The organism is Pseudomonas brassicacearum (assembly GCF_003732265.1).
GTDB lineage: Bacteria > Pseudomonadota > Gammaproteobacteria > Pseudomonadales > Pseudomonadaceae > Aquipseudomonas > Aquipseudomonas brassicacearum_D.
On record NZ_MOBK01000006.1, the window covers coordinates 829298 to 852589 of the forward strand.

Genomic DNA, 23292 nt, shown 5'->3' on the forward strand with positions numbered 1-23292 from the left:
CGTGTCAGGTATTTTTTATGTCGTTACGCATCTGCATTCTGGAAACCGACATCCTGCGTCCAGAATTGGTCGACCAATATCAGGGCTACGGGCAGATGTTCAAGCACCTGTTTTCGCAGCAACCTATCGCGGCCGAGTTCACGGTCTACAACGTGATGCAGGGCGAATACCCAAGCGATGACCTGACCTTCGACGCTTATCTGGTCACCGGCAGCAAGGCTGACTCCTTCGGCACCGACCCGTGGATCGAAACCCTCAGGAAATACCTGCTGACCCGCTACGAACGCGGCGACAAACTCCTGGGCGTGTGTTTCGGCCATCAGTTGCTGGCGCTGTTGCTGGGCGGCAAAAGCGAACGTGCCACCCAAGGCTGGGGCGTTGGCACCCACAGTTACAAACTCGCGGCCAAGGCGCCGTGGATGAGCCCGGTCAGGGAAGAGTTGACCTTGTTGATCAGCCACCAGGACCAGGTGACTTCGCTACCGGAAAACGCCACGGTCATCGCCTCCAGCGATTTCTGCCCGTTCGCGGCTTATCACATCAATGATCAAGTGCTGTGCTTCCAGGGACATCCGGAATTCATTCACGATTATTCGCGCGCGCTGCTGGAAATTCGTCAGCAAGCGCTGGGTGAGCAAATCTATTCGAAAGGCGTGAAGAGCCTTGAGCATGAGCATCATGGCGCTACGGTTGCGGAGTGGATGATGCGGTTTGTGGCGCACAAGCCAGAAACGGTCTGACGAGCACAATACCTGCGGTGAGGGACTTTCTGTGGCGAGGGAGCTTGCTCCCGCTCGGCTGCGCAGCAGTCGTCAGTGAGGCAACGCGATTTGTCTGAAGAATGTTGGGGGCATTTCGCACCCCAGCGGGAGCAAGCTCCCTCGCCACAGAGAACCCAGCCGTTACAACCATCCGGATTTTTTGAAACTCGCCCACAACCCCGTGCATCCCAGCGCAATAAACCCCAGAACCCCGAAGTACCCGTAATGCCACGCCAGCTCCGGCATGTTCTGAAAGTTCATCCCGTAAATCCCGGCCACTGCCGTCGGAAACGCCAAAATCGCCGCCCACGCTGCAAACTTGCGCTGCACCACGCTCTGGCGTGAAGCCTCCAGCAACACCCCCACCTCAATCGTCTGACTGGCAATGTCGGCCAGGGTCGTCAGGTCTTCCATCTGCCGAGTCACATGGATCTGCACATCCCGAAAATACGGGCGCATGTTCTTGTCGATGAACGGGAAGTTCAGCTTCTGCAGTTCCTCACCGATCTCGACCATCGGCGCCGCATAACGCCGCAGACGCAATACGTCCCGGCGCAGGCCGTGCAGTTTCTGGATGTCATGTTCATTCAGCGCACTGCACAACACGTTGCGTTCCAGCTCATCGATCTCGGCGTGGATCGCTTCGCCCACGGGCTGGTAGTTTTCGATCACGAAGTCGAGGAGGGCGTAGAGGACAAAGTCTTCCCCGTGCTCCAGCAGCAACGGACGCGCCTCACAACGCTGTCGGACATAGGCGTAGGACGCCGAATGTCCGTTGCGCGCGGTAATGATGTAACCATTACCGGCAAAGATATGCGTCTCGATGAACTCAAGTTTGCCTTCCTTGCGAATCGGCGAGTACGTGACGATAAACAGTGCGTCGCCAAAGGTTTCGAGCTTCGGCCGGCTGTGCTTTTCCAGGGCATCTTCGATCGCCAGTTCGTGCAGGTTGAACTGGCGTTGCAGGTTGGCCAGTTCCTGGGCGTCCGGCTCTTCGAGGCCGATCCAGACAAAGTGGTCGGGTTTTGCGGCCCAGGCAGCGCCTTCGTCGAGGGTGATATTGGTGACTTTCTTACCGGCGCTGTAAACCGCAGCAGCAACAACTCTACCCATGATTCAGGTTCACTTCTTATTAGCAGGTGGCAGTGGCAGGCAATCTTGAGCTTAGCCTTGTCTGATGCTTCAGAGTGAGCGAACTCTGCATAGTTCGCAGGCAAAAGTTCGCAGGCAAAAGAAAACCCGCACCAGGCGGGTTTCTTTTTACGCGGCTTGCAGTTGCCGATCCATCGAAGCGATGCACTCGCGCATCTGTTCGCGGCACTGGGCCATCAGCAGGGGCATGTCGTCCAGGCTCAATCCCGCTGTCGGAATCGCCGGCAACGAACGGATCAGAATTTTCCCACTGCGCCAGCGGTTCAATCGCATGTGTTTGACGTAACTGCTGACACACACCGGCACGATCGGCACGCCGGCAGCAATCGCCATCTGGAACGCGCCTTTCTTGAACGGCAGCAACTCTTCGCCAAGGTTGCGCGTGCCTTCCGGGAAGACCCAGATCGACGTGTCTTCATGCTGCAAGGTGTGTGTGGTGGTCAGCATCGACTGGCGCGCCTTGTGCGCGTTGCCGCGGTCGATCAATACGTTACCGGCCAGCCAGAACAACTGCCCGAACAGCGGCACCCACTTCAGGCTCTTTTTGCCGATGCACACGGTACGGCGGGGCACCACGTTGCCGAATACAAACAGGTCGTAGTTGGACTGGTGATTGGCGATGATCACGCAGCTGTCAGGCTTGTCCATCAAGGGACCGACATCGGCCTTCACCCGTAAACGCAAAATACACATCGCCGGCCACGCATACAGGCGTGCGCACAAACGGCTGTTGTCCGGGTTGAACGGGCGGCACAGGCCCAGAATCACACCAAGCACACCGGCCAGAATAAAGTGCAGGCCCATCAAGAACATACGAAACACAAACAGCATTTACAGGCCCCACCGGGACAAAAGGTGGCGCAGTGTACGGATGTGCACTGTTTTCGGCAATTGCCGCTATAGAGGAGGGAGATAGGCGATGTTTGTGCGCATGTTTCCGACTTGTGGGTCAGACGCGTTCTAGAGCGGTTATAGAGTTTTCAACACGGCGCGTAAGAAAAAGCCCGACACGACGGTCGGGCTTTTCGGTGCAGCGCGTCCGGGCTTAGCCCAAGTGTTGCTGATCGAGGATGATTGCGTTGTCCAGCGTCTCCAGCAGCGCCTTGCGTACTTTCAACTTGGTGTTCTTGTGCGCGGTCATGTTGATCTTCTTCAACTGACGAGCGGCTGCCAGTGCAGCACCTTCCAGCTCTTCGGCCGAGACCACCACGTCGAGGAAACCTGCGTCCACGGCGCTCTTCGGATTGAACATCTCGCCATTGATCACCGAGCGATGCAGCGCAGCCTTGCTCAGGCGATCACGGGCGATCTCGATACCGGCGTGGTGCATGGTCATGCCGATCTGCACTTCGTTCAGGCCAATGCTGAACGGGCCATCAACCCCAATGCGGTAATCGGCCGACAACAGCAGGAACGCACCCTTGGCCACGGCATGCCCAGGGCACGCGACGATGACCGGGAACGGGTGCGACAGCAGGCGACGGGCCAGCGTCGAACCGGCAGTGACCAACGCCACGGCTTCTTTCGGGCCGGACGTCATCACCTTCAAATCATAACCACCGGACAGAATCCCCGGCGTACCGGTAATGATCACCACCGCACGATCAGTCACTGCCTGATCCAGCGCAGCGTTAAAAGCGGCAATCACGTCGGGCGAGATGGCATTGACCTTGCCATTGCTCAAGGTCAGGGTCGCGATACCGTCTTCGAGATGGTAGGAAATCAACTCACTCATGACGCTATTCCTTGTATGAAAGTTGGGGCAGACGTTACCCACCGCGGCAGGCCAGGTAAAGCGCCGTGACTGACCCGCCAGTCACCCTTTCCCCGCCGGGCAAGCGTAGCCCGCCACATCCGCGGCGCATTCCCTTCTATATAGATGCAGGTGCGAAGCCGGAGATTGGCAGGTTTGCCATGAGCTCGAAACCGGTGGAACGACTAAAACGCTAAGCGCATGAAAATTCTGCAAAAAAAGTTTGCCATCGGAAAAGGTTTCGACTACATTAGCGCGCCTCGACAGACAGAACTTGTTTGACGAGATACGGTGAAGTGTCCGAGTGGCTTAAGGAGCACGCCTGGAAAGTGTGTATACAAGAAATTGTATCGAGAGTTCGAATCTCTCCTTCACCGCCACATTCAGTAAACGCAAGCCCCTGATTTTCCTAGAGAAAGTCGGGGGTTTGTGGTTTTTGGCGTCTGAAAAAAGGCCATATGGGACTGAGATGGGACTGGGGCTCTATTTTGGTGCGTAAATGGGGCTTGCCGAACGAGTGACTGACCTTCGCCGGCGACGCGATGAGCTAGGCTTTTCCAAACCCAACTCCAAGGACGAATTCCATGCCCTACGACTCAGACTCCAACATTGCCACGGCAGACGCTCTGACATTGCTGCTGCACAACCAGCATGCGCTTGGAGCGGCAATAGAGGAGGTCACGAAATGGCTTTCAGAGAATGGCGTAGAGACTGTTGCGGAAAATGCAATCGTGGCCATGGAAACCTTGGACATGAACGCAAAGGCGATTACAGATGCGATTACGCTACTACGGCAGTCTTAGGGAGTCGCCCCATTAGGCACCATGAAGGGTTGGCACAACATGGAAGACTATATTCGGTTCGACCGTTTTATTGATCTGGAAACATCCCTCGAGCAACTTCTTGCTCAGATTCAGGGGGCGCCAATGACGGCAACCTGTTGGAAGTGGGCGCTCATCGCTGCTCATTCTGCCCTGCAGGGTGCTGTATGCATTGCGCTTCGAGGCAGCGCAGGTTTTGATACATGGAAGCCGAGTCACCTCAAGAAGTGGTTAGCGGCGTATGAAAACAGTGAGGATTTACCGGATCCTCAGCTCGACTTCTTTATGGAGCTATTCGACAGACTATTTGGTAAAGAGTCCGGAATAAATCGGGACTTGATAAGCTGGCTAAATGAGTCCAGAAACAATTTTATTCACTTCAATACAGATCAACTCTCCATAGAGCGCAAATCTATTGTTGGTGCAATTGATGAGTCAATATCCGCGATCATTGAGGCACCGACACGCAGCGAGGGGATTTTTTTCTATGAGGAGCGGCAACCCGAGCGTTTCGACGCGCTCTGCCAGAGCATACGCGCGAGGCTTAAGGTGTTAGCAGATGCCTAGCAATATGTTTCAGCTCTGCTTCGCCCCTAGTTACTTAGACGTACGATGCCCCCTCGTGGTCGATTGCTGTCTGTCACGAAGGGCAGCAGTCGACCCATAGCGGACGATCATTTACGCACCCGCCATATTTTATTTCTCTTTCCTTATGAATGAATCCAATAGCATCTCTGATTTCATTTTTATGGCCCGCCAGTGGCTTAATCGACCACGCACATAGGAGGCTTTCATGAATACCTCGAATTTAGGATGGAACCAGTATTGATCGCAGACGGCCTGAGCTTTTGGAAAAGTTTCACAATCAAAAACCGCATCAACGGTGTCGTTTTTTTTGCTCCAAAAAACTTCTCGTCGATAAGGCATGGTTTTAGAGATAATTTGAAATCTAAAAAGCCCAAGTCGCTTATTAAAAATGCTGTTTTGATAATTGTTAATGGCTAACCGTCTGGCTGCCTCTGATGATAACTCAAAGTTCTCTAGCTCCCGGTATAGTAGTGTTATTAAAATGCCGTCATCTTTTTTGCGTTCATATACATTTAGAGCTGCGTTGCCTCTATTACTCCCAAGATAATAATTAATTCTTCCCGGCGGGCCAAATTCTGGATAGGTAACTACAAAGCCTATCGCGCTTATTGGGTCGGCGCATCCTTTTGACGAGTTTTTATAGTCTTCGCCCCCCCAGTAATTAACTCCTTTATACGTGACTGGAAGAAAAGTATACGATGAATCAAAAGCAATGACGTTCCCTGCGAGCATTCCACATCGCTCATTCGCCGCAGAAAAATTTACTACGCACGTTAATACAAGCAGCAATCCCCGCCATATTTTCTTTCTATCCATACTTTCACCATGCCAATTCTTCGTGTCGCATTCGTCGTTTCGATTATTCGTGGATAATAGTCATAAATAATCAGTCTCTTGTCGTTGAAGACTTAGCAGGTTTCAATTTGTTCAAAGCGTAACTGTTCACAGCGACATGTCAAATCGCCACTACTATAAATTGGCTTCAGACGACCGACGGCAGTGGATATGCTCAAGGGGCCTGCTACAAAAAAACGACTTTCCCTGCGGTTGACGCACTGAGCCCTCCCAACGATAAAGCCCTAGTCATGACATACATTGGTATCGAGAATGTCCGCTTTTGGCCGATTTCTGCCTGTCGTGAAGGGCAGGAGTCGACCCAAAAGTGGTCTTGTTACATTCATTGGCGGAAGAAGAGTGGTGCTTGTTACCTGATCTGAAATATTTCAGAAATTGCATTCATGGCTTTCTTGCCGTCAGATTCATAAAGGCCATATATTAACTTCTGATCGCTGAGACGATGCAGACGGAAATGGTTGTAGAAAGCCTGACCCAAACGCTGGTTCTCGAATGCACCTCTGTCCCAAAGCGCTAAGAACTCATCGTAGGTCGCTCTCTCGATTTCCGGTCTTATTCTACTTTCCAATGCATGCCTCTATTGATTGTGCGTATGGGCAGGATCCTGCAAAGCCAAAACTGCTGGTGCAAGGCACCTCAATCTGGGTTGACCGCTAATGGCCGTTCTCTGCCGGTCGCGAAAGGCAGAAAACGACCCAATGCGGACGGTAGGTCTAGAGCTCAAATCGCAGGATGGCTCATCCTCTCGCTTGACATCCGTTACTCACCCCATCCCAGCTCTGCGTAGGATATTTGGTCTTGTTCGGGGAAGTCTGTCTGGTATTCACCCCAAGCCATGAAGGAATAGTATTTGGTCATCGCTTCGAAGTGACTGTCAGCTTCGACCATCCAGATCAGCTTCGAGTTTGCTGAAAGAAGATTGCGCGCGTCATCACCGTGAACACCCGCCAGGCAGAAAGTCTGGCAACCATCGGGTTCCAGCCAAAGTTCATGTTTCATATCCATAGCTCGTCTTTGCCCGGCTTTATGGTGCCCGAAAGCAGATCGAGTGGCCACTCTTGGCCCGATAGCGGCCCTCGGCGACAGATACATAGATCGCCGTTTATGTTCAAAAGGGGGGTACACCTGAAACGGGTGTGGCCCCCTTTTTATTTGCCCCCGGAAACCACCACCCCCTAGACTGGCTGACCAGACCCTGGCCCTCTGGTGTTACGCACAGACCAGACCGCCACTTACTCGAAAAGGAAGCGACCTCGATGCCAAGCCCCCATTTGTCCGCCTTCGACCATTACGAAGAACCGCTGCTGACCCGCGCCCAGGTGCGCGAGCTGGTGAATGCTTTGCCCTTGGCGATCAGCAGAGGCCTGCATGAACGCCTCAATGCGGTGCTGGGCGCCCAAGCACCGGGGCCGTACTCCGACGCGCTGGGCGAATTGGAAGCGTACCTGACCGGCTTGGAAGACGCCGGCAGCCTGCCCTTTGAACACCTGATCCAATTGAAGGCCTATGCCATGATCGGCTGGAAAGCCTGGCGCGCCGGCTTTGCCGCGCTAATGGTGTGAGCATGAGCACGTCTCACAGCAACGGCGGCGATCCGTTAGCGCCGCTGAACTTGCCGGCGGCAATCCGCGTCCAGGGCAGCAAGTTGCTGTGCGCGATCCGCAGCGCGGCGACCCTGCTGGACGCCCTGCGCGCGGCGGACCGCGCCGAAGGTTTTGTCCTTGGCATCGAAACCCTGCGCGCGCTGAACCCAGAGGACATCGAAGGCCTGTACCTGGTGTTTGACCGGGCTTTTCAAGTCCGACAAGCAGAACTGAGCGCATGATCGGCGGGGCGATCCAGTCGGATGTGCTGCTAGCCCTGGTCGAGCAACACGCGATCCGTGAAGCGGTGGTCAGCCGGGTGGCCGGCAACAATCAGCAATGGACCCTGGCCGTGCGCCTCGGCGGTCCCACGTCGCGCCTGATCCCGGTGCGCTCACGCCGCGAGCCGTTGCGCACCTGGGCCAGCCTGACGGCGGTTGGCAAGTTTGCCGACACCATCGGACTGCGCGGGTTTAGTGTGGAGCTGTAACGGGTGACAGCTTTAACGCCAGTTGCAGCATGCCGACCACATCCGGTCCGTCCTCATTGATCCACGTCCCATAGTGCTGGCGAATCATATTGCCGTTGGTGTGTCCCATTTGTTCGGCAATCCAATCGATTGAGGCAATGCCGGTGGTCAGCAACTGACTGGCGTAGGTGTGCCGGCACTGCCCGGGCCCCCGGTAGCGAACCCCAGCGGCCAGCAAATGCGCCTTAAAGAAGCGGTCGCGCACGACAAAGTCGTTGACGTGCGGCAGCCCGCTTTTGGTGTTCAGGAACACAAAGTGCAGGGTGTGTTTGCGCACCGTCTTGTTGTCGCGCTCGACGATCTCCACGGTTTCCGCTTTCCTTTTCCGGTTCAGCGCATCGATCTTCTGCAGCGCCTCCCAGGCGGGGGCGAGGAGTCGAACCTTGCGCGTCGAGCGCCGGGTTTTCGTCACCCGGTAGGCCCCACGCACCTTGGACCGGCGAAAGGTCACCGTGCCGTGCGCCAAATCGACATCCTCCCAGGCCAGGGCGATCGTCTCCGAGACCCGAGGCCCCGCCCATAACATGAACTGCACCATCAACAGCTCGTGCGTGCGCAGGGTCGGGGTGGCGAGGATCTGTTGGATTTCGGCGCGGGTGAACGGATCCGGTGCCTCGGGATCCGGCAGGCGCACCATCAAACCCTCAGTCGGATCGTGGGCGACTTTCATCCGCGTGCGGTACAGGCGGAACACTTGGCGCACGTTGCTGATGATGTCGCGGATGGTCTTGTTCTTCAGTGTTTTCGACAGGGTGTCCTGAATCCACACCTGCAGGTCCAGGTGATCGATCTGGTTGATCTGTACCTTGCCCCAGCGCGGCCGCACATGCACCTCGGCCTTGTTGGCATACCCTCGATAGCTCGAAGCGGCCACGCTGTTGGCCTTGATCTTCAACCACAGGTCCAGATAGTGACCAAAGGTGTTTTCCACCAGCCTGGACGAATGGGGAAAGTGCCGGGCGTAATCAAAGGTGCCGCTCTGGATCTCGTATTCGATGATGTCGATCACGCGCCTGGCCTGGGCCACGGTGGCCGGCGTGTTCCCCCCAGGGATGGCTTCGCGGCATTTCTCCCCGTTGTGTTGAAAATAGATTCTCACGGAATTACCGCGAGCTTCGACCCCACTCATGTAAACCCCTAACGCTGTACTCGTGTATCGACAGTCTGACGATCGGAAACAAAAAGGCCCGTTTCCGGGCCCAGTATCTGGAGGCGCAACTTCTAGTGGACGCGGCTTAGCGCTTGGGCGGTGGGTGGCGCAGATGGGCATTGATCCGTTGCCGCTGCCGGCTGCATTTCAGATGGCTGCCCTGGGCGCGCCACTTGCCGCACTGGTCGCACCGGCTGGTGTAGTCGATGTTCCAGGGAAAGCGCGGCGCCCCATGGGCGGTCGGTCGATCCGACATTACGATCGCTCCCCATGGCAGCGGAATGGGGGCTGCTGGGCGGGCTCGCCGGCGTTGCCCATCAACACTTGAATTTGCATGGGTCGTACTCTCCTTTAGGCCTTGAATGTCCAGCACTTCACGGTCGTCGGCCGGGGCAGTGAACACGGGTTGCGGTTGTTCAATGCGGCACGCACGGCGCTGTGAACGGCCTTGTTGCTGTCCAGGAACTTGTGGGAGCGGGACTCTTTGAGCAGGTCACGCAGGGTGGCCACGTCCGCCAGCTTCTGTTTGTGTTCGGCGGCGCGCTCGCTGAATTCGTTGAGGTTGATGGCGATGACGCTCAGGTCACTGCTGTGATCGACCACCGGGTCTTCACTGAGTGATTCGAGGTAGTCGTACACCTCCCAAAACTCGGCCACGGCCGGGTGGTCGGAGCTGATCGAGGCCTGGCGCTCGATCGCCATCCGCACGATCTGGCGTTGGGTCGCCGCGACCTGGGGCTCGTCCAGTTTCAGGATCAAACGCAAGGCATCGAGCAGCGACAGCAGTTGCGCGTGGTTCTTGCTGATGCGCTCGACGCGGATGTACCCGCGCAGGTCATAACCGCAGCTGCGACAGTTGCCTTGCTCGCCTGGGAATTCGCTGCCGCAGGCGAAGCAGTGGGTGTGCAGGCGGCGCAGCTTGGCTTCGTGCTCGGGCATGCGCTGGGCGAACAGTTCGAGGATGGCGGATTCTTTGCCCACCGCTCGAATCAGGAAGTGGCTCAACGTGCCACCGCCCAGGGCGTTCAACTTGTCCGCTGCCACACGGCTGTGTGGGGTGACGATCGGCCGGATAAAGTGCAGTTTCACGATCCGGGTCATGATCGCCTCGTGGGCGACCACTGCGGCGTTCTGGCTGATGGCGATCGTCCCGCGAAACGGTGGTTCATAGGTTTCGTTGCCGGCTGTCTTCACGCCTTTGGTGGCCAGGGTGCCGCCACCGTAGAAGTCTTTGAGTTCGTCCCACTCAAACGTCTTGGCGTGCGATCGATCATCGCCATGACGGTCGGCTTCAAGGAACACGACGGGCATGCCCGACACCTGGCCCATCAGTCGCGAGCGACCGGCTTTGGTCGACTTCATCGGGTCAAAGCCTTCATAGCCTTCGCGGCCGAGCAGTTTCCACAGCAGGTTGAGCAAGGTGGTCTTGCCGGCGCCGGCCTCACCGGTGGCTTCCAGGAACGGAAACGATTGGTAGCGTCCACGGATCTGCTCACAGAACAGTGAACCGAAAAAGAACACCAGGGCTACCAGACCTTGGGCACCGAAGCAGGTCCACAGCAACGGCAGCCATGCCTCGTTGAAGTCTTTGCCCTCGCGCTGCAGCTTGATGGGCACGCCTTTCTGCAGCGTCTTCAGGCGCAGTTTTCCGAACTCGAAATAGTCCTCGCTGTTGACCTTGTAGGAGACGCCATCCTTGATCGCAATGTCGCCGTAGACATAGCAGCCGTATTCCTTGCTGTAGCCCACGTAATCGATCGTCGAGACGGTTTTGATGCCGAACAGCTGATCCTTCATGAGTTTGTCCAGTTGTTGACCGCTCCCGGTGTACATGGCGCCAGCCGCCATACCGAGCAGTCTTTTTTTAAATTCGCTGGCCGCTGACAGCTGGCCGCTGGTGAAGGTGTTCTTCACGCTTTCGGAGTCGTGCGGGAAGTCGACGCGCAGGTAGTACCAGGACTCGTCCGTGACTTCGTTGCGCTGGAAATACAGGGCTTGTGGGTAGCAGTTGGCGATCTCGACCACGCTCCCTGATTGCTGCAGTGCCTTTTCGCGTTGCTGTGCTTGATTGAGCAACTGGTCGTCGTGGTTCTCGCTGTCCTCGATGTCCTGCATCGCCCGGTTGAATTTCTCCATGTCCAACTTGAACCAGTAGAGGCGGCTGCCGAAGCCCAGGTGGAATTCACCGCGCTTGTTCCAGTCGTACATCAGCAGCGCTTTCTCGGCGGCACTCTCGGCCAGCAACAGGGCACCCTGGTGACGCGCTTGTTTGAGATCAGCCGCGACCTGGTCGGCGCGTGCGCTGTCGTCTTCAATGAAGTCCCAACGCTGGTGCAGATCGTTCCAGTCGGTCTTGCGGCCGTCACGAAGCGGGATCTGGGCCGCCTCGCAGACGTACCCCAAGGCTCGCGCTTGTTTCGCCCAGCGCTTGGTGTAGGCGTGGGCACCCGATTCGTTGTCGAGGGCCCACACCAGCGTGGGCAGCTTCCCTTCGCGGTCACGGGCGAGCGCTCGCAGTGACTCTTCAGGAAAGGCATTCGAGGACATGGCCGACACCGCGACGATGTCGTTGTGCACCAGGGCGATGGCGTCAAAGATGCCTTCGACAATCCAGATCTCTTTCGCTTCCAGCAGATCCACACAGGGTGGGCACCACCAGACGCCGCGATAGCTGTCCTTCGATTTGAAGCGGGCTTTCATCTTTCCGAAACGGTGCGGTTGGTCGATCAGGCGTTCCCACCAGCCGCCTTTCTCCAAGGCAAAGCGAACCGTGGCGCTGCCGGCGTTGTGTTCGCCCGAGTAGAAACTTTCCTGGGTGAACCAGCCCTGGATCAGCTCGATGCGAAACCCCCGGGCAAACTCCAAGTAGGCGCGGGCGGTGGCGTTCGGGTGTTGATCGGTTGCCGGTGCGCGCTTGCTCCAGTCCTCAAACAGATCGTCGTACAGCTCCTTCACATGCAAGGTGTGAGCGCACTTTTCAGGTCTACCGCAGATCACCAGCCAGGGGGCCGAAAACCGTGTGTACAGAGTTTTCTGGCGGCATTTCGGGCAGGTGCCGCCGCGCATGTAGTCAGTGCTTGCCCGGTGCTTAAGTCCGTAATCGTTTTTCAGGCGTTCGATCACGTCGCTGCGCAGTTGCTCTTTCATGGGTTACTTCGCTTTCTTGAGGCAGAGGGTGAGGGCGCCGATCAGGTGTTTCTGAGCGGCCATCACGGGGCAGTTGGCGAGGATTGAGCCGTGGCGTAGTCCATCGGGAATCAGGCGGTATTGATCTGCGTACCAGAGTTCGTTGAAGTTGAGACGGTACTGCTCGCGCAGGTTGGCCAAGAGCGCTTGAGCCTCTAGAGGCGTCAGTTTTGCGTTGATGTTCAGGGCGTTTTCCATCGTCAAACCTCAATTTCGGGCGCAGCTCACCCAAACCCACGGCGGTGGGACAGGGGATTTATGGGGTGGGAATTACGAAGCGGTGACGCGGAAGCGCCCGTTATCGGGTGCGATGAGAATGCGTTCGTAGATCAGGCTGACTGGGATGGCCCAGGCGTTGCCGGTGGCGGTGTCGATGATGACGGTGTGTGTGGACGTGCTGCTGACAATGTCCAGTCGCTGCCGGTCGCTCACCGCTGACATTTCGCTGCTGGCCAGATGCACCAACCGTTCGGCGTGCTGAGTCACGGCGTTGTAATCCGCCACGAGGTGCTGAACAGCTCGCTTGAACAGTTGCTGATCGTCTCCCAGGTGTTCGCGATGGTGACGTTCAAGGAACGCCAAAGCCGAGGCTTTGAGCATGTCTTGATACTCCGGTACGGCTGGCAGATTGTTCATTGGCCTTTCCCCGGTTTGGCGCGGTACAGGTCGATCGCTGCCAGCACTTCGGCGTGGCGTGCGGCCATGTGATGGTTGTGAGCGTTGAGGATGAATTCAGCTTCTTCTTCGTTGATCGAGCCGTCTTCCAGAGCCCGGGCGATTGCCTGGTCAACGCAGCCGCGTTTCACTGACACCTGGACCGATCGGGCATACATCTCAACGTTATCCAGCGTTTCGGGGTCGGCGACCGCCACAAACAATCCGCCGTACATCTGCGCCACATAATTCGGAAAGTGGTGGGTGCCGCTCGCTTGCTCCAAGAGGTAAACCTGAGCATCCGTCAGTGGACAGCAGCCCGCGCTTTCATAAGCGTGGTTGTCGAACTTTTTGACTTTCATTCCCAAGCAAGCGGCAGCACCTTCGCGACCACCGGGGACGCTGCGAATGATCTCGCGCATAGCGTCCTTGCGCGTCTCTAGAACGGGGCTTTTCATCTTCTACTGTTCCCTGTTGGCCAGTGCCGTTACTGTTCGATAACGCCGTCTTTGATGCCGAGTAGTACGGCGGCGCGATGTGCCTCCCCGCGGCGACAATGGCTCTGACCACTCAGCACCGCGTATACGGTGCTGGGATTCAGGTTGTTCAATTCAGCAAAGTTCTTCGCGGTCTGGCCGCGCTTCTCTAAGGCTTCACGCGCTTGATTGCGCGCTTGCTCGCTGGTGCTTGTGTTGGGCATAGTGCAATTCCTTGCGCTTTCGTGTGATGACAAGCGCAGGATGTGGCAAAAAACTGCCAATGTAAATATAAGAGTGGAAAAAATTTGACTCTCTCTGAAGAGATTGGCGCTCGTTTGCGGCAGCTGCGTGTCCAGGCGGGGCTTACTCAGGATCAGCTTGCCGAAAAGCTCGGATGCTCGAAACGTACCCAAGGTAACTATGAGTCTGGCGCTAGCGATCCAACAGCGTCGTACCTGAGCATGGCGGCCAGCCAGTTGGGTTTCGATGTGGGCTACATCGTCAATGGTGTCTACGCCACATTGCCTAATGACGCGCTTTCCGAAATTGAAGATCGACTCGTGAGGCAGTACAGAATCATCACGCCGTTCGATCAGGAAGCTATTCGTCGTTTCCTGCAAGCTATGGCCGACGACGCTGCCCGTCATCGGAATTAACTTGCTACAAAGCATGTGCAGCAATCGTCAGTCCTGTGCTCTCTACCCCGTTCCTGCCCGGATAATTGATCCAGCAATGCACTTATGGAGTAGGAAGCATGTTGGATCGCACGACAATTGAACGCGACCGCGTTGGAATGACCGAAGTTGAATGGCCTGACCTGACGAAATTTGAACACCGTCTGATCGAGCTCTACCGTCGTTTGGGTGAGCTGGACCAGCAACAAGTCCGTCGCGTCGCTGAAATTCTGGTTACCAGCCCTAAAGCGTCGGCGGTTGATAGCCCCAGTCGTTGTGTCTGAATAGTCATTCGAAGTAATCGATCGCCGACATTCTGAGTCGGCGGTTTGCGCCTACGCCACCGCCTGTGATCCCAATTGCTCAAACAGCTCCCGTTGTTTTGCAGTGGGCAGGTCTCTCAAACGGTCGAACAACATTCTTTCAAATGATTGAGCCGATGGGCTCAGTGTGTGGGAAAACGTCAAATTCGCCACCCACGTGTGCCCGCACTTTGCGTCCAGGCATTGGCAATAGAGCTTTGCAAAATCCTCTGAAAGTTGTTCGCGCGAAGCAATTCGCCCTTTATGTCCGCATTTGCATACAACGCGCATTGTGTCCCTCCCCAGGGCAGTCAATCGCCGTTATCTTGCCATAATATTCAGTGGCAATCTCTTGCATGTTCGCGCTACTAAGTGGAAACAACTGTATCTTTTGGTGTTCTCCAGGTGAATTTCCTGTCTTCGCGTAACGAATCATTCAACTGGTTGAACAGCTGACAAATCGGTCGAATCTCGTTGCTGGTGTACACGCGATCGATCTTTTCGATGTCGCCAAAACCCGCGTTGTTTTCCGGAATGATGCCCGCCAATGCCGGGTTCATCCGCCATGCCGCAATCACGTCGTTACGCGTGATGTTCTTGACCTTTTCCAGCTCGTCCTTGGCCTGGAAGTCACCCACCGGAATGATCTGAATCGCTTTCTCGGTACCGCCCGGGATGTTCACGAACAGCGATCGAAAGTTACCCACACCCTTGCTCGCACTGATCTGATCGCGCAGCGATACTTCGTCTTCCTCGGTCAGGTTCGGGTCGTTGGTGTAGAAGATGTAGCCTGCGTGCGCGCCATTGCTGTAGTAGCGCCGGCGAAAGAGGGTGGCGGCTTCATTGAGCAGCAGCGCCTGCATGCCGCCCAGGTACTCGGGCACGCCGTAGATGTTTTGTTCTACGTCGTAGTTCATGACGTGCTCAACCTCGTCTTCACTGAACTCCAGCTCTTTGCCATCTTTCTGCAGCATCACAAACCCGCCGCCGACCTTCACCCGCATATTGATCGCCGGTAGGTGATCCATCTCCAGCACCTGGCCGAAGGCATTGCGGTTGCGGCGAAAATACGCCTCGCCGAACACCATAAAATCCAGCGCCGCACAGCTCATGGCTTTGATCGAGCAGCCTTTGGACGATACGAACTCACGCAGCAACAGGTTGCGTTTGAATCCCGGGATGGCGCCGTGGTGCGCGTTGGCGCGTAGCAGTTTCGCCAGGCCTTGGCGTGACACCGGCGGCGTGTAGGTTCGCCCGTCGTGGGTGGCGAACACGCCCAGGTAATGACCGATGTTTTCGGACAGTACCTGTTCCGGCGCACCGAATGAAAACGCCCGCATCGGACCGGTTGCCGGTGGTTGCTGCTGATTTTTTGCTGGTTTGCCCATGGGTGCTTGATCCGCTGAAGGTGTAGCGGCTGCGCCGCTGTTTGTTGGTGTTGAGGGGTTCATGGGCGAGGGCGTGCATGATCGCCCAGGCAATGTCGGCGTGGCCGGAGGCGTCGGTGCGCGATGCGCTGTAGGTCACTTGACCGCCGCCGGTGGTGCCGCGCTTGATAGTCAGGAAGGCCTGAGCGATATCGTTCCAGCCGGCGTCCCACTCGATGCGGCTGCCTTGGATCGTGTCCTGCGCCTTGAGCACCAGGGTGTTTTTGGTCTCAAGGCTGTAGTGGATCGAGGTCGCACGCGGGTAGAAGTCGCGCACCAGGTCGAACACGCCGTACCCGATGCCGGTGGTGTCGATGCCGATGTGCTGCACGTTGAAGCGCTCGGTGAGTTTCTTGACCTGCTCGGCCTGGTACTTGAACGACTGCCCACGCCAGCTGTACTTTTCCAGAATCCGGAACTTGCCGCCGTTCTCGAGCGGCGGGGCAATGACCACGCAACTGGCATCGTCGCGGGTGCGGCTCGGGTCGTAGCCGATCCAGACCGGGCTGTTGCCGAACGGACGCGGGTCGTCGGGATCGTAGTCGGTCCACAACGACTGGTCGGAGTAGCAGCGTTCCAGGTCGGCCAGGGAAAAGGCACTTTGTGTGCTGTCGATGAACTTGCACATGAACAGCTGCTGAAATTTGTCCTCGTCGTACTCCAGCTGCAGCTGCTCGAGGTCGAACAGGTCACAGCCGCCGGTGATGGCGTCGAGGATCGTAATGACCTTGCGCCATTGCCCGTCCGGACACAGCGAACCCGCCGCTGCTTGCGCTTCACTGGGCCACGGATCCTTGGCGTTCTTGCGTTTGCTGTTGCGGAATTTCTCACCGGTCCAGAACGGATAGGCCTGGTGCGACACGGCGCTGGGCGTTGAAAAGTAGGTCTTGCGCCATTTTTTGTGCGTGGCCATGGCACTGGCAACGGTGTTCAGTTTTTCGAAGTCGCGAATCCAGAAATATTCGTCAACGTAGACGTGGCCATGGTGACCCTGGGCGGTGCTGCTGTTGGTGCTGAGAAACCGCAACTCGGCCCATGGCTTGCCGTCTTTGCTCAAGACGATCGGGTTGCCGGTCAGCTCCAGGCCGAACCACTCCTGGGCAAACGACACGATGTAGCTACGGAAAATCTCGGACTGGGCGCGGCTGGCCGACAGAAAAATCTGGTTGTCGCCGGTCAGTACTGCGTCCATGAACGCTTCGCCGGCGAAGTAGTAGGTCAGGCCCACCTGGCGACTTTTGAGGATGTTGCGGATCCGACTCGTCAGCGGATTCTGTTTGGCGGCAAACAGCTCCTTTTGGTAGCCGTACATTTTGCTGATGAACTTGTCGAGAAAGTCGACTTCGGTCAGTTCGCCGACTTCGTTTTTAGCCTTCTTCTCGCGCTTCTTGCCGCCCTTGTCGTGGCGATCGCCTCGCTCTCGGCGCTCACTGCGTTGTCCTTCACGGCGCTGGCCATCGTCCGCCGGCGGATCACCGATCGGCGCGGGTACCGGTTTTATGGATTGCTTCAATAGCCGATCACGAATGGTGGTCAGCCGGTCGAGTTCGTCCAGGTCGCCTTTGGTTAGCGACGTAGCTTTATCCAGGAGGAGGGTGATGCGGCGTCCGACGGCGGTCAGCGGTTCTTCATCCGACAGCATGTCGTCCCACTCACCCTGGCGGATCCAGTAGTAAATGATCCGGATGTTGGGCAAGGACAATTGCGCCTGAATTTCACGCGGCTTGCAGCGGCGCAAATAAAGGCGTTTGGCGGCTTCTTTTAGTTCGGGGGCGTAGGGCATGGCTGCAGTCTATGCGGCGAAAACGCGGGAAACGCGGGGTTAAAATCCGTGTTCGTCCTATATCAGCGAAATAGGACTAGAGCAAAAGTGAACCGTTTGTTTGGTGCTCGGCCGGTGCCTATCGTGGCGGCTCAAGTCACCGATTGAGCGCAGTTATCGCCCATGCCCCGTTCCCTTGTTTCGTTCTGGAAACGTGTCGCCACCAGCGGCACTACCGCTGACGGTCGTGAAATCCTTCCCCAGGAACTGCGCGATATCGCTGAGACCTACAACCCAGCCAAATACACGGCCGTGATCTGGTGCGAGCACGATCGCTGGTTCGGGTCCCACGGGACTGTCTTTGCGGTGCGTCTGGTTGAAGACGCCGAAGGCCTGGAGCCCGGCCAAGTCGCGCTGGAAGCTCAGCTCAAGCCCAACGACAAGCTGCTGTGCCTCAACGACCAGGGCGAAAAGCTGTTCACCAGTATTGAAATCACCCCGAACTTCGCAAACAGCGGCAAAGCCTACCTGTCCGGCCTTGCCGTGACCGACTCGCCGGCCAGCCTGGGCACCCAGGAACTCTACTTTTCCCGCAAGACCGGCGAGCCCGTGCATTACGCCGCCTCTGTTCCTCTCGGCGTGTTGGGTGATGAGGAGCCCAAGGGCGAGATCGGCAAGTTGAACGGCCTGCTGAACCGCCTGTTCAGCCGCTTCGCTGTTGAAGACACGGCCACCGAAACGACCACTCCCACCGAGAGCAAACCCCCAATGGATGAAGCTACAGCCAAGGCGTTGAAGGCCTTGATCGAACAACTCGGCCTTGTCGTCACTGGCCTCGCCGCTGTGATCGAGCCCGTGACTGTTGAAGTCGTTGACCCGGTGGTTGCCGAAGTCGATGACGTCAAGACAGCCGTTGAAACCATCGTCGCAGAAGCCGAAGCGGATCGTGAATTCGCCAAGCAGGGCAGCGACAGCAAGCGTCTTGATCGCATCGAAGCGCTGCTGGAAAAAGCCTTCAACACCACCACCGGTCTGCCGCTGCCGAAAACCACCGGTTCCACCGACACTAAAAAGCGGGTGCTGTGACATGAGTCAGCAATCTTTGAGCAATCGTGCTCTGAAGCAATACGCCGTGCTGCGTGAAGCGATCGCCGAGACCTACAGTGTCGACGTCTCTCGCCAGTTCAATGTCGAGCCGAGCATTGCGCAGGAACTGAACGACAAGATCACCGAGCGTGCGGATTTCCTCGAGCGCATCAACGTGGTGCCGGTGACGGAGATCAAGGGCGAAAAGGTCATGTTTGGCGTGAATGGTCCCGTGACCAGCCGCACCAACACCAAGACCACCGACCGTGAAGCGAAAGACGTTTCCGATCTGAACGGCCTGGGCTACGAACTGTTTCACACTGAGTCGGATGTCGGCCTGCCGTTCGCCAAAATCGACAGCTGGGCGAAGTTTCCGGACTTTGCCGATCGTTACTCGGCGGCCGTGCAGAAACAGATCGCCCTGGATCGCATCATGATCGGCTGGCACGGTTTGACCGCTGCCATCCAGACCAATCTGGCCACCAGCCCAATGCTGCAGGACGTGAACAAGGGTTGGCTGCAATTGGCCCGTGAGCAGATTCCTGAGCAGGTGCTTCACGAAGGTAAAACGGCTGGGAAAATCACCCTCGGCACCGGCGGCGATTACGAAAACCTCGACGCCCTGGTGCATGACACCAAGCAGATGATCGACTCTGTGTTTCGTGACGGCGGCGACCTAATCGCCATCGTCGGCAGTGATCTGTTGGCCAGTGATAAGGCCAAGCTGTATTCGAACCAGGCTGGCAAACCCACCGAGAAAGAACGCATTGAAAGCGCCCAGGTCATCGCGACCTATGGCGGTCTGCCGACCTTCACCGTGCCTCACTTCCCGGTTAACGCCGTGGTCGTCACCAGTTGGGACAACCTGTCGATCTACTTCCAGGACAGCAGCTGGCGCCGTCACCTGATCGAGAACCCGAAGCGCTCCCGCGTCGAGGATTACAACGGCCGCAACGAAGGCTACGTGATCGAGCAGCTGGAAAAATTCGCCGCTGCTGAAAACGTGGAGTTGATCTGATGAGCCTGGCACTGGCGCACAAACGCCGCATTCAGGCCGAAGGTCCCGTCGCTGAAGGTGCCAGTGCCGCAGCGGTGGTGTATTCCGCTGCCACGGCGCTGGCCAGTCCAGCCAACGCCAAAAAACACCTGAAGCTGATGGAAGACGCATTGGCGCAGGACCTCGAGCGACTGAGCGCGATCAACAGCCGTGAACTGCGCCAACAGCTCAAGCGTGATGATCTGCTGCCCAAATACCTGGACTACGTGCAGCGCTACCGCGATTCCGGATTGAATTTCCCGAACTCGGTGGTGATGCAGGTTCTGGTCTGGCTGTTTGACACCGAGCAGTTCGAAGCGGGTCTGGACTTGGCGACTTTCGCCATGGAGCAGAACCAGCCGATGCCTGAGCGCTTCAAGCGCGACGTGCCGACCTTTGTCGCCGATGCGGTGATCGAGTGGGCCGAGGCCGAGCAAAAAGCCGGTCGCAGTCCTGAGCCGTACGTGTCCGACCTGCTGCCGCTTGTCGATGATGAATGGCAGCTCACCGAACAGATCCCGGCCAAGTACCACAAATTGCTTGGGATCCGCGCTCTGGACGCACGGGAGTGGACGAAGGCCATCGCCCACTTTGAACGCGCCACCGAGCTGCACGCCGCTGTTGGTGTAGGCACCCGCCTGGAAGGCGCTCGCAAGGCCTTGGCCAAACAACTGGCTGTGACAGCCGCCGAATAACCGACTACCCCCCCGGCGAGAAACTGTGGATGTGAGCCAACCATTTATGGCCTGACCCACTGAAACAGTTTTCCCGCCCCTATTCGAGTGCCCAGCAATGAGCTTTTCCGGGAAACCCACGACCTTTGTGGAACAGGCAATCGAGAACGACGGCTTCTGGCCGAACCTCTCCGTGGCCGAGTTTCAGAAGGGTTACCGCCTGCCGGCGGAGTACCTGGTGGACATGCTGGTCACTGACCTGACCACGGCGATGATCGAGGTCAATCGCGATCTGGCCAAGCGCAAAAGCGAATGGCAGAACGTGGGCGTCACCACCGTGGAATCTGCGGACTCCACGGTGCTGCCCGAGCGCACATTTCAAGCAGCGACGTACAAGCGCGCCGTTTACTGCCGCGCCAAGGCCAGCCTGCTGACCCAATTCGCTACCGTCACCCGCCGTGAAAGTGCAGAAAACATCGGCAAAGAACTGCCCGAGCGTGGCGAAGCCTTTTTGGAGTTCAGCCAGCAGGCCGTCCGCTCGCTGCAGGGCCGTGGCCGCATTACGGCGGTGTTGCTGTGATCAAACTCCGTGCCCTGACCACCTACCTGATCGAGCGCCGGCTTGTGGAGCCGGAACAGCTCGACAGCTGGACCGACCAGGTGAACCTGGAGCTGATCTGGAAACCTGACCTCGACGGCCTGCGCATGGGTGACATGCGCTACAGCGCCACGATCGCGCTCGAGCGTTTCGCTGATCACCCGGGGCGCTTGATGGCGTTGGTGGGCAGCTGGCTCGAGGGCAGCGACCAGGACCGCGACGACCTGCCGGCGGCGAAGTTCGACATCACCATGCTCGACAACGATCTGGCCGACGTCGACATCACTCTGGAATTCAACGAACCGCAATACCTGGCCGAGGATCCTGCCGGCGAGATCGAGGCCTTCGGCAAGACCTGGGCGTTTGTCCCGTTCGACCTGTGGATTGCCGAACACGGTGAGGTAGGCAGTCGTGGGGCGTAGCACTTTCGAACTCGATGCCCGGGGCTATCTGGGTGTGCGCGAGCAACTGGCGCTGCTCAGTCTCCCGCCACAGCTACGCCGTCGCCTGCTGAACAACGTCACCAAGCGCGTGCGGACGATGAGCCGTAAGCGTGTGCGTGATCAGCAGAACCTGGACGGCTCACCGTTCGAGGGGCGCAAGGGTTCTGGCAAAGGCAAAAAGAAGATGGAAGCCGGCCTGGCCAAGCTGATGCAGGTCACCCGCGTGAGTGCCGACGAAGCCGAACTGGGATGGCGTAACGCCCTGACCAGTTGGGTTGCAGCGCAGCAACACAACGGCGCCAGCGAGCGCCGCACCGCCGCGCAAATGCGCAAATGGAACACCGTTCCCGTTGGCCTGGCCGCCACTGAAAAGCAGGCCAAGCGTCTGCGTCGGCTGGGCTTCAAGGTTCGCCAGCAAGGCAAAAAGAGTCTCACACGCCCCTCCGTGGCGTGGATTCAAGAGCATGTGAACTACGCCAAAGCGGGGCTGCTGATCCGCATCTTGGATGACGAGAAAACCGAAAGCAGCGGCGCGCAAAGCTGGGAAATCACCTTGCCCAAACGCCAGTTCATCGGCGTCAGCACCGAGCGGGACACCGCGTTGTTGCTGAACCAGGTGCTCCAACAAATCCTTAATTCTCCCCGCTAACGAGGCACTGCATGGCACTTGGCAAAGTCAGCGTAAACAATCTCAATTTGGGCCAAGGCGCCGTGACTGAGATCGAGCGCTATTTCCTTTTCATCGGTACCGGCGCGAAGAGCATCGGCCAACTGATCCCGCTGAACAACGACAGTGACCTGGACAGCGCGCTGGGCATTCCGGCCAGCGACCTGAAAACCCAGATCACCGCAGCACGCCTCAATGGCGGCGATCGTTGGGCCTGTCTGGCGGCCCCGATCGCGGCCGACAGCGACTGGTCCGAAGCGTTGGAAAACGCCCAGCAGCAAGGTTATTCGGTTGAGGGGGTGGTGATCACCAAACCGGTGACTACCGGCGCGCAACTGTCGGCCATGCATGACGCGGCGATCGCGCTGAACAACACCTACGGGCGTCGGGCCTTCGTCATGGCCGCGAGTGCCGGCATCACCGTGCTGCAGACCTGGGATCAATACCTGGTCGAACAGCGGGCGATCACCACCGGCCTGGCCGCGCCGCGTGTCCTGGTCGTCCCCCAGTTGCATGGCAATGACTTAGGCGTGCTGGCTGGCCGCTTGGCCAATGCTGCCGTGAGCGTGGCCGACAGCCCAATGCGCGTGGCGTCCGGTGCAGTGCTGGGCTTGGGCCCGGTGCCCGCTGACGTCGAAGGCGTGCCGCTGCCATCGGCAACCCGGGCCGAGTTGGATAAGGCGCGGTTCTCCGTGTCGCAGACCTATCCGGATTATCCCGGCGTGTTCTGGGGTGACGGCAACATGCTCGATGCGCCAGCCAGTGACTTTCAGGTGATCGAGTACCTGCGTCTGGCCGACAAGGCAGCGCGCCAGGTGCGTCCGTTGCTGATCCGTCGCGTGGGTGACCGTCGCCTGAACAACACCCCCAACAGCATGGCCGCCGCGATCAGCGCGTTCATGAAACCCCTGCGCCAGATGGCCAAGTCCGCCACGTTCGCCGGCCAGGTGTTCCCGGGCGAGATCGAAGCACCCAAGGACGGCGACATCGTCCTGGTGTGGCACAGCAAAACCAAGGTGGAGGTTTACATCAAGTTCCGCCCGCTCAACTGCCCGAAAGACCTGACGGCCAACATCGCCCTCGACCTTTCCACCGACGATTCGGAGTAACCC

The 23292-nt window shown here is 57.7% G+C and carries 31 protein-coding genes and 1 tRNA gene; 16 read left to right on the forward strand and 16 right to left on the reverse strand.

The features are described from left to right. Positions 1-17 precede the first annotated feature (17 nt). Entirely contained in the window at positions 18-740 is a 723-nt protein-coding gene (locus BK660_RS16730; RefSeq protein WP_123434178.1) for an amidotransferase, read from the forward strand. Between the two features lie 162 nt (positions 741-902). Here BK660_RS16730 and BK660_RS16740 read toward each other — a convergent pair whose 3' ends face one another. From BK660_RS16740 to BK660_RS16750, 3 genes are all read right to left on the reverse strand, one after another. Next, positions 903-1874 carry a magnesium and cobalt transport protein CorA gene (locus BK660_RS16740; RefSeq protein ID WP_123434180.1) on the reverse strand — a complete coding sequence of 324 codons (972 nt, stop codon included), beginning with the start codon at positions 1872-1874 and terminating at the stop codon, positions 903-905. A 147-nt stretch (positions 1875-2021) separates the two neighbouring features. Further along, positions 2022-2744, reverse strand: coding sequence for a 1-acylglycerol-3-phosphate O-acyltransferase (locus BK660_RS16745; RefSeq protein WP_123434181.1), 723 nt, complete (start codon positions 2742-2744; stop codon positions 2022-2024). Positions 2745-2958: 214 nt separating this feature from the next. Continuing rightward, positions 2959-3648, reverse strand: coding sequence for a crotonase/enoyl-CoA hydratase family protein (locus tag BK660_RS16750; protein ID WP_123434182.1), 690 nt, complete (start codon positions 3646-3648; stop codon positions 2959-2961). A 308-nt stretch (positions 3649-3956) separates the two neighbouring features. On the opposite strand from BK660_RS16750, the gene BK660_RS16755 reads away from it, so the two are divergent. The 3 genes from BK660_RS16755 to BK660_RS16765 all read left to right on the forward strand — a co-directional run bounded on the left by BK660_RS16755 (position 3957) and on the right by BK660_RS16765 (position 5054). After that, a tRNA-Ser gene (locus tag BK660_RS16755) sits at positions 3957-4046 on the forward strand. Positions 4047-4250: 204 nt separating this feature from the next. Further along, the gene (locus tag BK660_RS16760) at positions 4251-4469 is read left to right on the forward strand and encodes a hypothetical protein (RefSeq protein WP_123434183.1); all 219 of its coding nucleotides are present in this window, start codon (positions 4251-4253) and stop codon (positions 4467-4469) included. A 39-nt stretch (positions 4470-4508) separates the two neighbouring features. Next, a complete protein-coding gene (locus BK660_RS16765; RefSeq protein WP_148057440.1) occupies positions 4509-5054 on the forward strand; it encodes a hypothetical protein in 546 nt (181 codons plus the stop codon). A 129-nt stretch (positions 5055-5183) separates the two neighbouring features. Here the strand turns inward: BK660_RS16765 and BK660_RS16770 are convergent, their stop codons facing one another. The 3 genes from BK660_RS16770 to BK660_RS16780 form a co-directional block, all read right to left on the reverse strand. Next, positions 5184-5891 carry a hypothetical protein gene (locus BK660_RS16770; protein ID WP_148057441.1) on the reverse strand — a complete coding sequence of 236 codons (708 nt, stop codon included), beginning with the start codon at positions 5889-5891 and terminating at the stop codon, positions 5184-5186. A gap of 388 nt (positions 5892-6279) precedes the next feature. After that, the gene (locus BK660_RS33045) at positions 6280-6498 is read right to left on the reverse strand and encodes a hypothetical protein (RefSeq protein WP_123434186.1); all 219 of its coding nucleotides are present in this window, start codon (positions 6496-6498) and stop codon (positions 6280-6282) included. A gap of 191 nt (positions 6499-6689) precedes the next feature. Then, positions 6690-6929, reverse strand: a complete 240-nt coding sequence (locus BK660_RS16780) for a hypothetical protein (RefSeq protein WP_123434625.1) — start codon at positions 6927-6929, stop codon at positions 6690-6692. 257 nt (positions 6930-7186) lie between these two features. Between BK660_RS16780 and BK660_RS16785 the strand changes: the two genes are divergently transcribed. Genes BK660_RS16785 through BK660_RS16795 form a run of 3 tightly spaced genes read left to right on the forward strand, consistent with a single transcriptional unit; the run spans position 7187 to position 8003 of the window. After that, entirely contained in the window at positions 7187-7492 is a 306-nt protein-coding gene (locus BK660_RS16785; protein ID WP_123434187.1) for a hypothetical protein, read from the forward strand. A 2-nt stretch (positions 7493-7494) separates the two neighbouring features. Beyond that, positions 7495-7755, forward strand: coding sequence for a hypothetical protein (locus BK660_RS16790; RefSeq protein WP_123434188.1), 261 nt, complete (start codon positions 7495-7497; stop codon positions 7753-7755). Next, positions 7752-8003: a hypothetical protein gene (locus BK660_RS16795; protein ID WP_123434189.1), complete on the forward strand. Its 252-nt coding sequence runs from the start codon at positions 7752-7754 to the stop codon at positions 8001-8003. The genes BK660_RS16790 and BK660_RS16795 overlap by 4 nt, the downstream gene beginning before the upstream one ends. Here the strand turns inward: BK660_RS16795 and BK660_RS16800 are convergent. The 7 genes from BK660_RS16800 to BK660_RS16825 form a co-directional block, all read right to left on the reverse strand. Then, positions 7987-9171, reverse strand: a complete 1185-nt coding sequence (locus BK660_RS16800) for an Arm DNA-binding domain-containing protein (RefSeq protein WP_123434190.1) — start codon at positions 9169-9171, stop codon at positions 7987-7989. The genes BK660_RS16795 and BK660_RS16800 overlap by 17 nt on opposite strands. Before the next feature lie 106 nt (positions 9172-9277). Next, positions 9278-9448, reverse strand: coding sequence for a hypothetical protein (locus BK660_RS32615; protein WP_185045101.1), 171 nt, complete (start codon positions 9446-9448; stop codon positions 9278-9280). Positions 9449-9543: 95 nt separating this feature from the next. Then, a complete protein-coding gene (locus BK660_RS16805) occupies positions 9544-12339 on the reverse strand; it encodes a toprim domain-containing protein (protein ID WP_123434191.1) in 2796 nt (931 codons plus the stop codon). 3 nt (positions 12340-12342) lie between these two features. Then, a complete protein-coding gene (locus BK660_RS16810; RefSeq protein ID WP_123434192.1) occupies positions 12343-12576 on the reverse strand; it encodes a hypothetical protein in 234 nt (77 codons plus the stop codon). Positions 12577-12648: 72 nt separating this feature from the next. After that, a complete protein-coding gene (locus BK660_RS16815) occupies positions 12649-13014 on the reverse strand; it encodes a hypothetical protein (RefSeq protein ID WP_123434193.1) in 366 nt (121 codons plus the stop codon). Further along, positions 13011-13490, reverse strand: a complete 480-nt coding sequence (locus tag BK660_RS16820; protein ID WP_123434194.1) for a YmfL family putative regulatory protein — start codon at positions 13488-13490, stop codon at positions 13011-13013. Before BK660_RS16820 ends, BK660_RS16815 begins: the two co-directional genes overlap by 4 nt. 29 nt (positions 13491-13519) lie before the next feature. After that, complete coding sequence (locus tag BK660_RS16825; RefSeq protein WP_123434195.1) at positions 13520-13732, reverse strand: DNA-binding protein; 213 nt, start codon at positions 13730-13732, stop codon at positions 13520-13522. A gap of 84 nt (positions 13733-13816) precedes the next feature. Between BK660_RS16825 and BK660_RS16830 the strand changes: the two genes are divergently transcribed. Continuing rightward, the gene (locus BK660_RS16830) at positions 13817-14167 is read left to right on the forward strand and encodes a helix-turn-helix domain-containing protein (protein ID WP_123434196.1); all 351 of its coding nucleotides are present in this window, start codon (positions 13817-13819) and stop codon (positions 14165-14167) included. A gap of 98 nt (positions 14168-14265) precedes the next feature. Then, complete coding sequence (locus BK660_RS16835) at positions 14266-14469, forward strand: hypothetical protein (RefSeq protein WP_123434197.1); 204 nt, start codon at positions 14266-14268, stop codon at positions 14467-14469. 51 nt (positions 14470-14520) lie between these two features. Here the strand turns inward: BK660_RS16835 and BK660_RS16840 are convergent, their stop codons facing one another. The 3 genes from BK660_RS16840 to BK660_RS16850 all read right to left on the reverse strand — a co-directional run bounded on the left by BK660_RS16840 (position 14521) and on the right by BK660_RS16850 (position 17697). Further along, on the reverse strand, positions 14521-14778 hold the full coding sequence (locus BK660_RS16840) for an Ogr/Delta-like zinc finger protein (protein ID WP_123434198.1): 258 nt from the start codon (positions 14776-14778) through the stop codon (positions 14521-14523). Positions 14779-14855: 77 nt separating this feature from the next. Continuing rightward, positions 14856-15722 carry a phage portal protein gene (locus tag BK660_RS16845; RefSeq protein WP_123434199.1) on the reverse strand — a complete coding sequence of 289 codons (867 nt, stop codon included), beginning with the start codon at positions 15720-15722 and terminating at the stop codon, positions 14856-14858. Then, a complete protein-coding gene (locus tag BK660_RS16850; RefSeq protein WP_123434200.1) occupies positions 15634-17697 on the reverse strand; it encodes a terminase large subunit domain-containing protein in 2064 nt (687 codons plus the stop codon). The genes BK660_RS16845 and BK660_RS16850 overlap by 89 nt, the downstream gene beginning before the upstream one ends. A gap of 162 nt (positions 17698-17859) precedes the next feature. Between BK660_RS16850 and BK660_RS16855 the strand changes: the two genes are divergently transcribed. The 7 genes from BK660_RS16855 (at position 17860) to BK660_RS16885 (ending at position 23289) form a co-directional block, all read left to right on the forward strand. Further along, positions 17860-18762 carry a GPO family capsid scaffolding protein gene (locus BK660_RS16855; RefSeq protein WP_123434201.1) on the forward strand — a complete coding sequence of 301 codons (903 nt, stop codon included), beginning with the start codon at positions 17860-17862 and terminating at the stop codon, positions 18760-18762. Between the two features lies 1 nt (position 18763). Then, on the forward strand, positions 18764-19780 hold the full coding sequence (locus BK660_RS16860) for a phage major capsid protein, P2 family (protein ID WP_123434202.1): 1017 nt from the start codon (positions 18764-18766) through the stop codon (positions 19778-19780). Further along, on the forward strand, positions 19780-20493 hold the full coding sequence (gene gpM, locus BK660_RS16865; RefSeq protein WP_123434203.1) for a phage terminase small subunit: 714 nt from the start codon (positions 19780-19782) through the stop codon (positions 20491-20493). Before BK660_RS16860 ends, gpM begins: the two co-directional genes overlap by 1 nt. 97 nt (positions 20494-20590) lie before the next feature. Then, the gene (locus tag BK660_RS16870) at positions 20591-21052 is read left to right on the forward strand and encodes a head completion/stabilization protein (protein WP_123434204.1); all 462 of its coding nucleotides are present in this window, start codon (positions 20591-20593) and stop codon (positions 21050-21052) included. Continuing rightward, positions 21049-21492: a phage tail protein gene (locus BK660_RS16875; RefSeq protein WP_123434205.1), complete on the forward strand. Its 444-nt coding sequence runs from the start codon at positions 21049-21051 to the stop codon at positions 21490-21492. The genes BK660_RS16870 and BK660_RS16875 overlap by 4 nt, the downstream gene beginning before the upstream one ends. Beyond that, positions 21482-22162 carry a virion morphogenesis protein gene (locus BK660_RS16880; protein ID WP_123434206.1) on the forward strand — a complete coding sequence of 227 codons (681 nt, stop codon included), beginning with the start codon at positions 21482-21484 and terminating at the stop codon, positions 22160-22162. Before BK660_RS16875 ends, BK660_RS16880 begins: the two co-directional genes overlap by 11 nt. Positions 22163-22173: 11 nt before the next feature. Next, positions 22174-23289, forward strand: a complete 1116-nt coding sequence (locus BK660_RS16885) for a DUF2586 domain-containing protein (protein WP_123434207.1) — start codon at positions 22174-22176, stop codon at positions 23287-23289. The last annotated feature ends 3 nt before the right edge of the window (positions 23290-23292 follow it).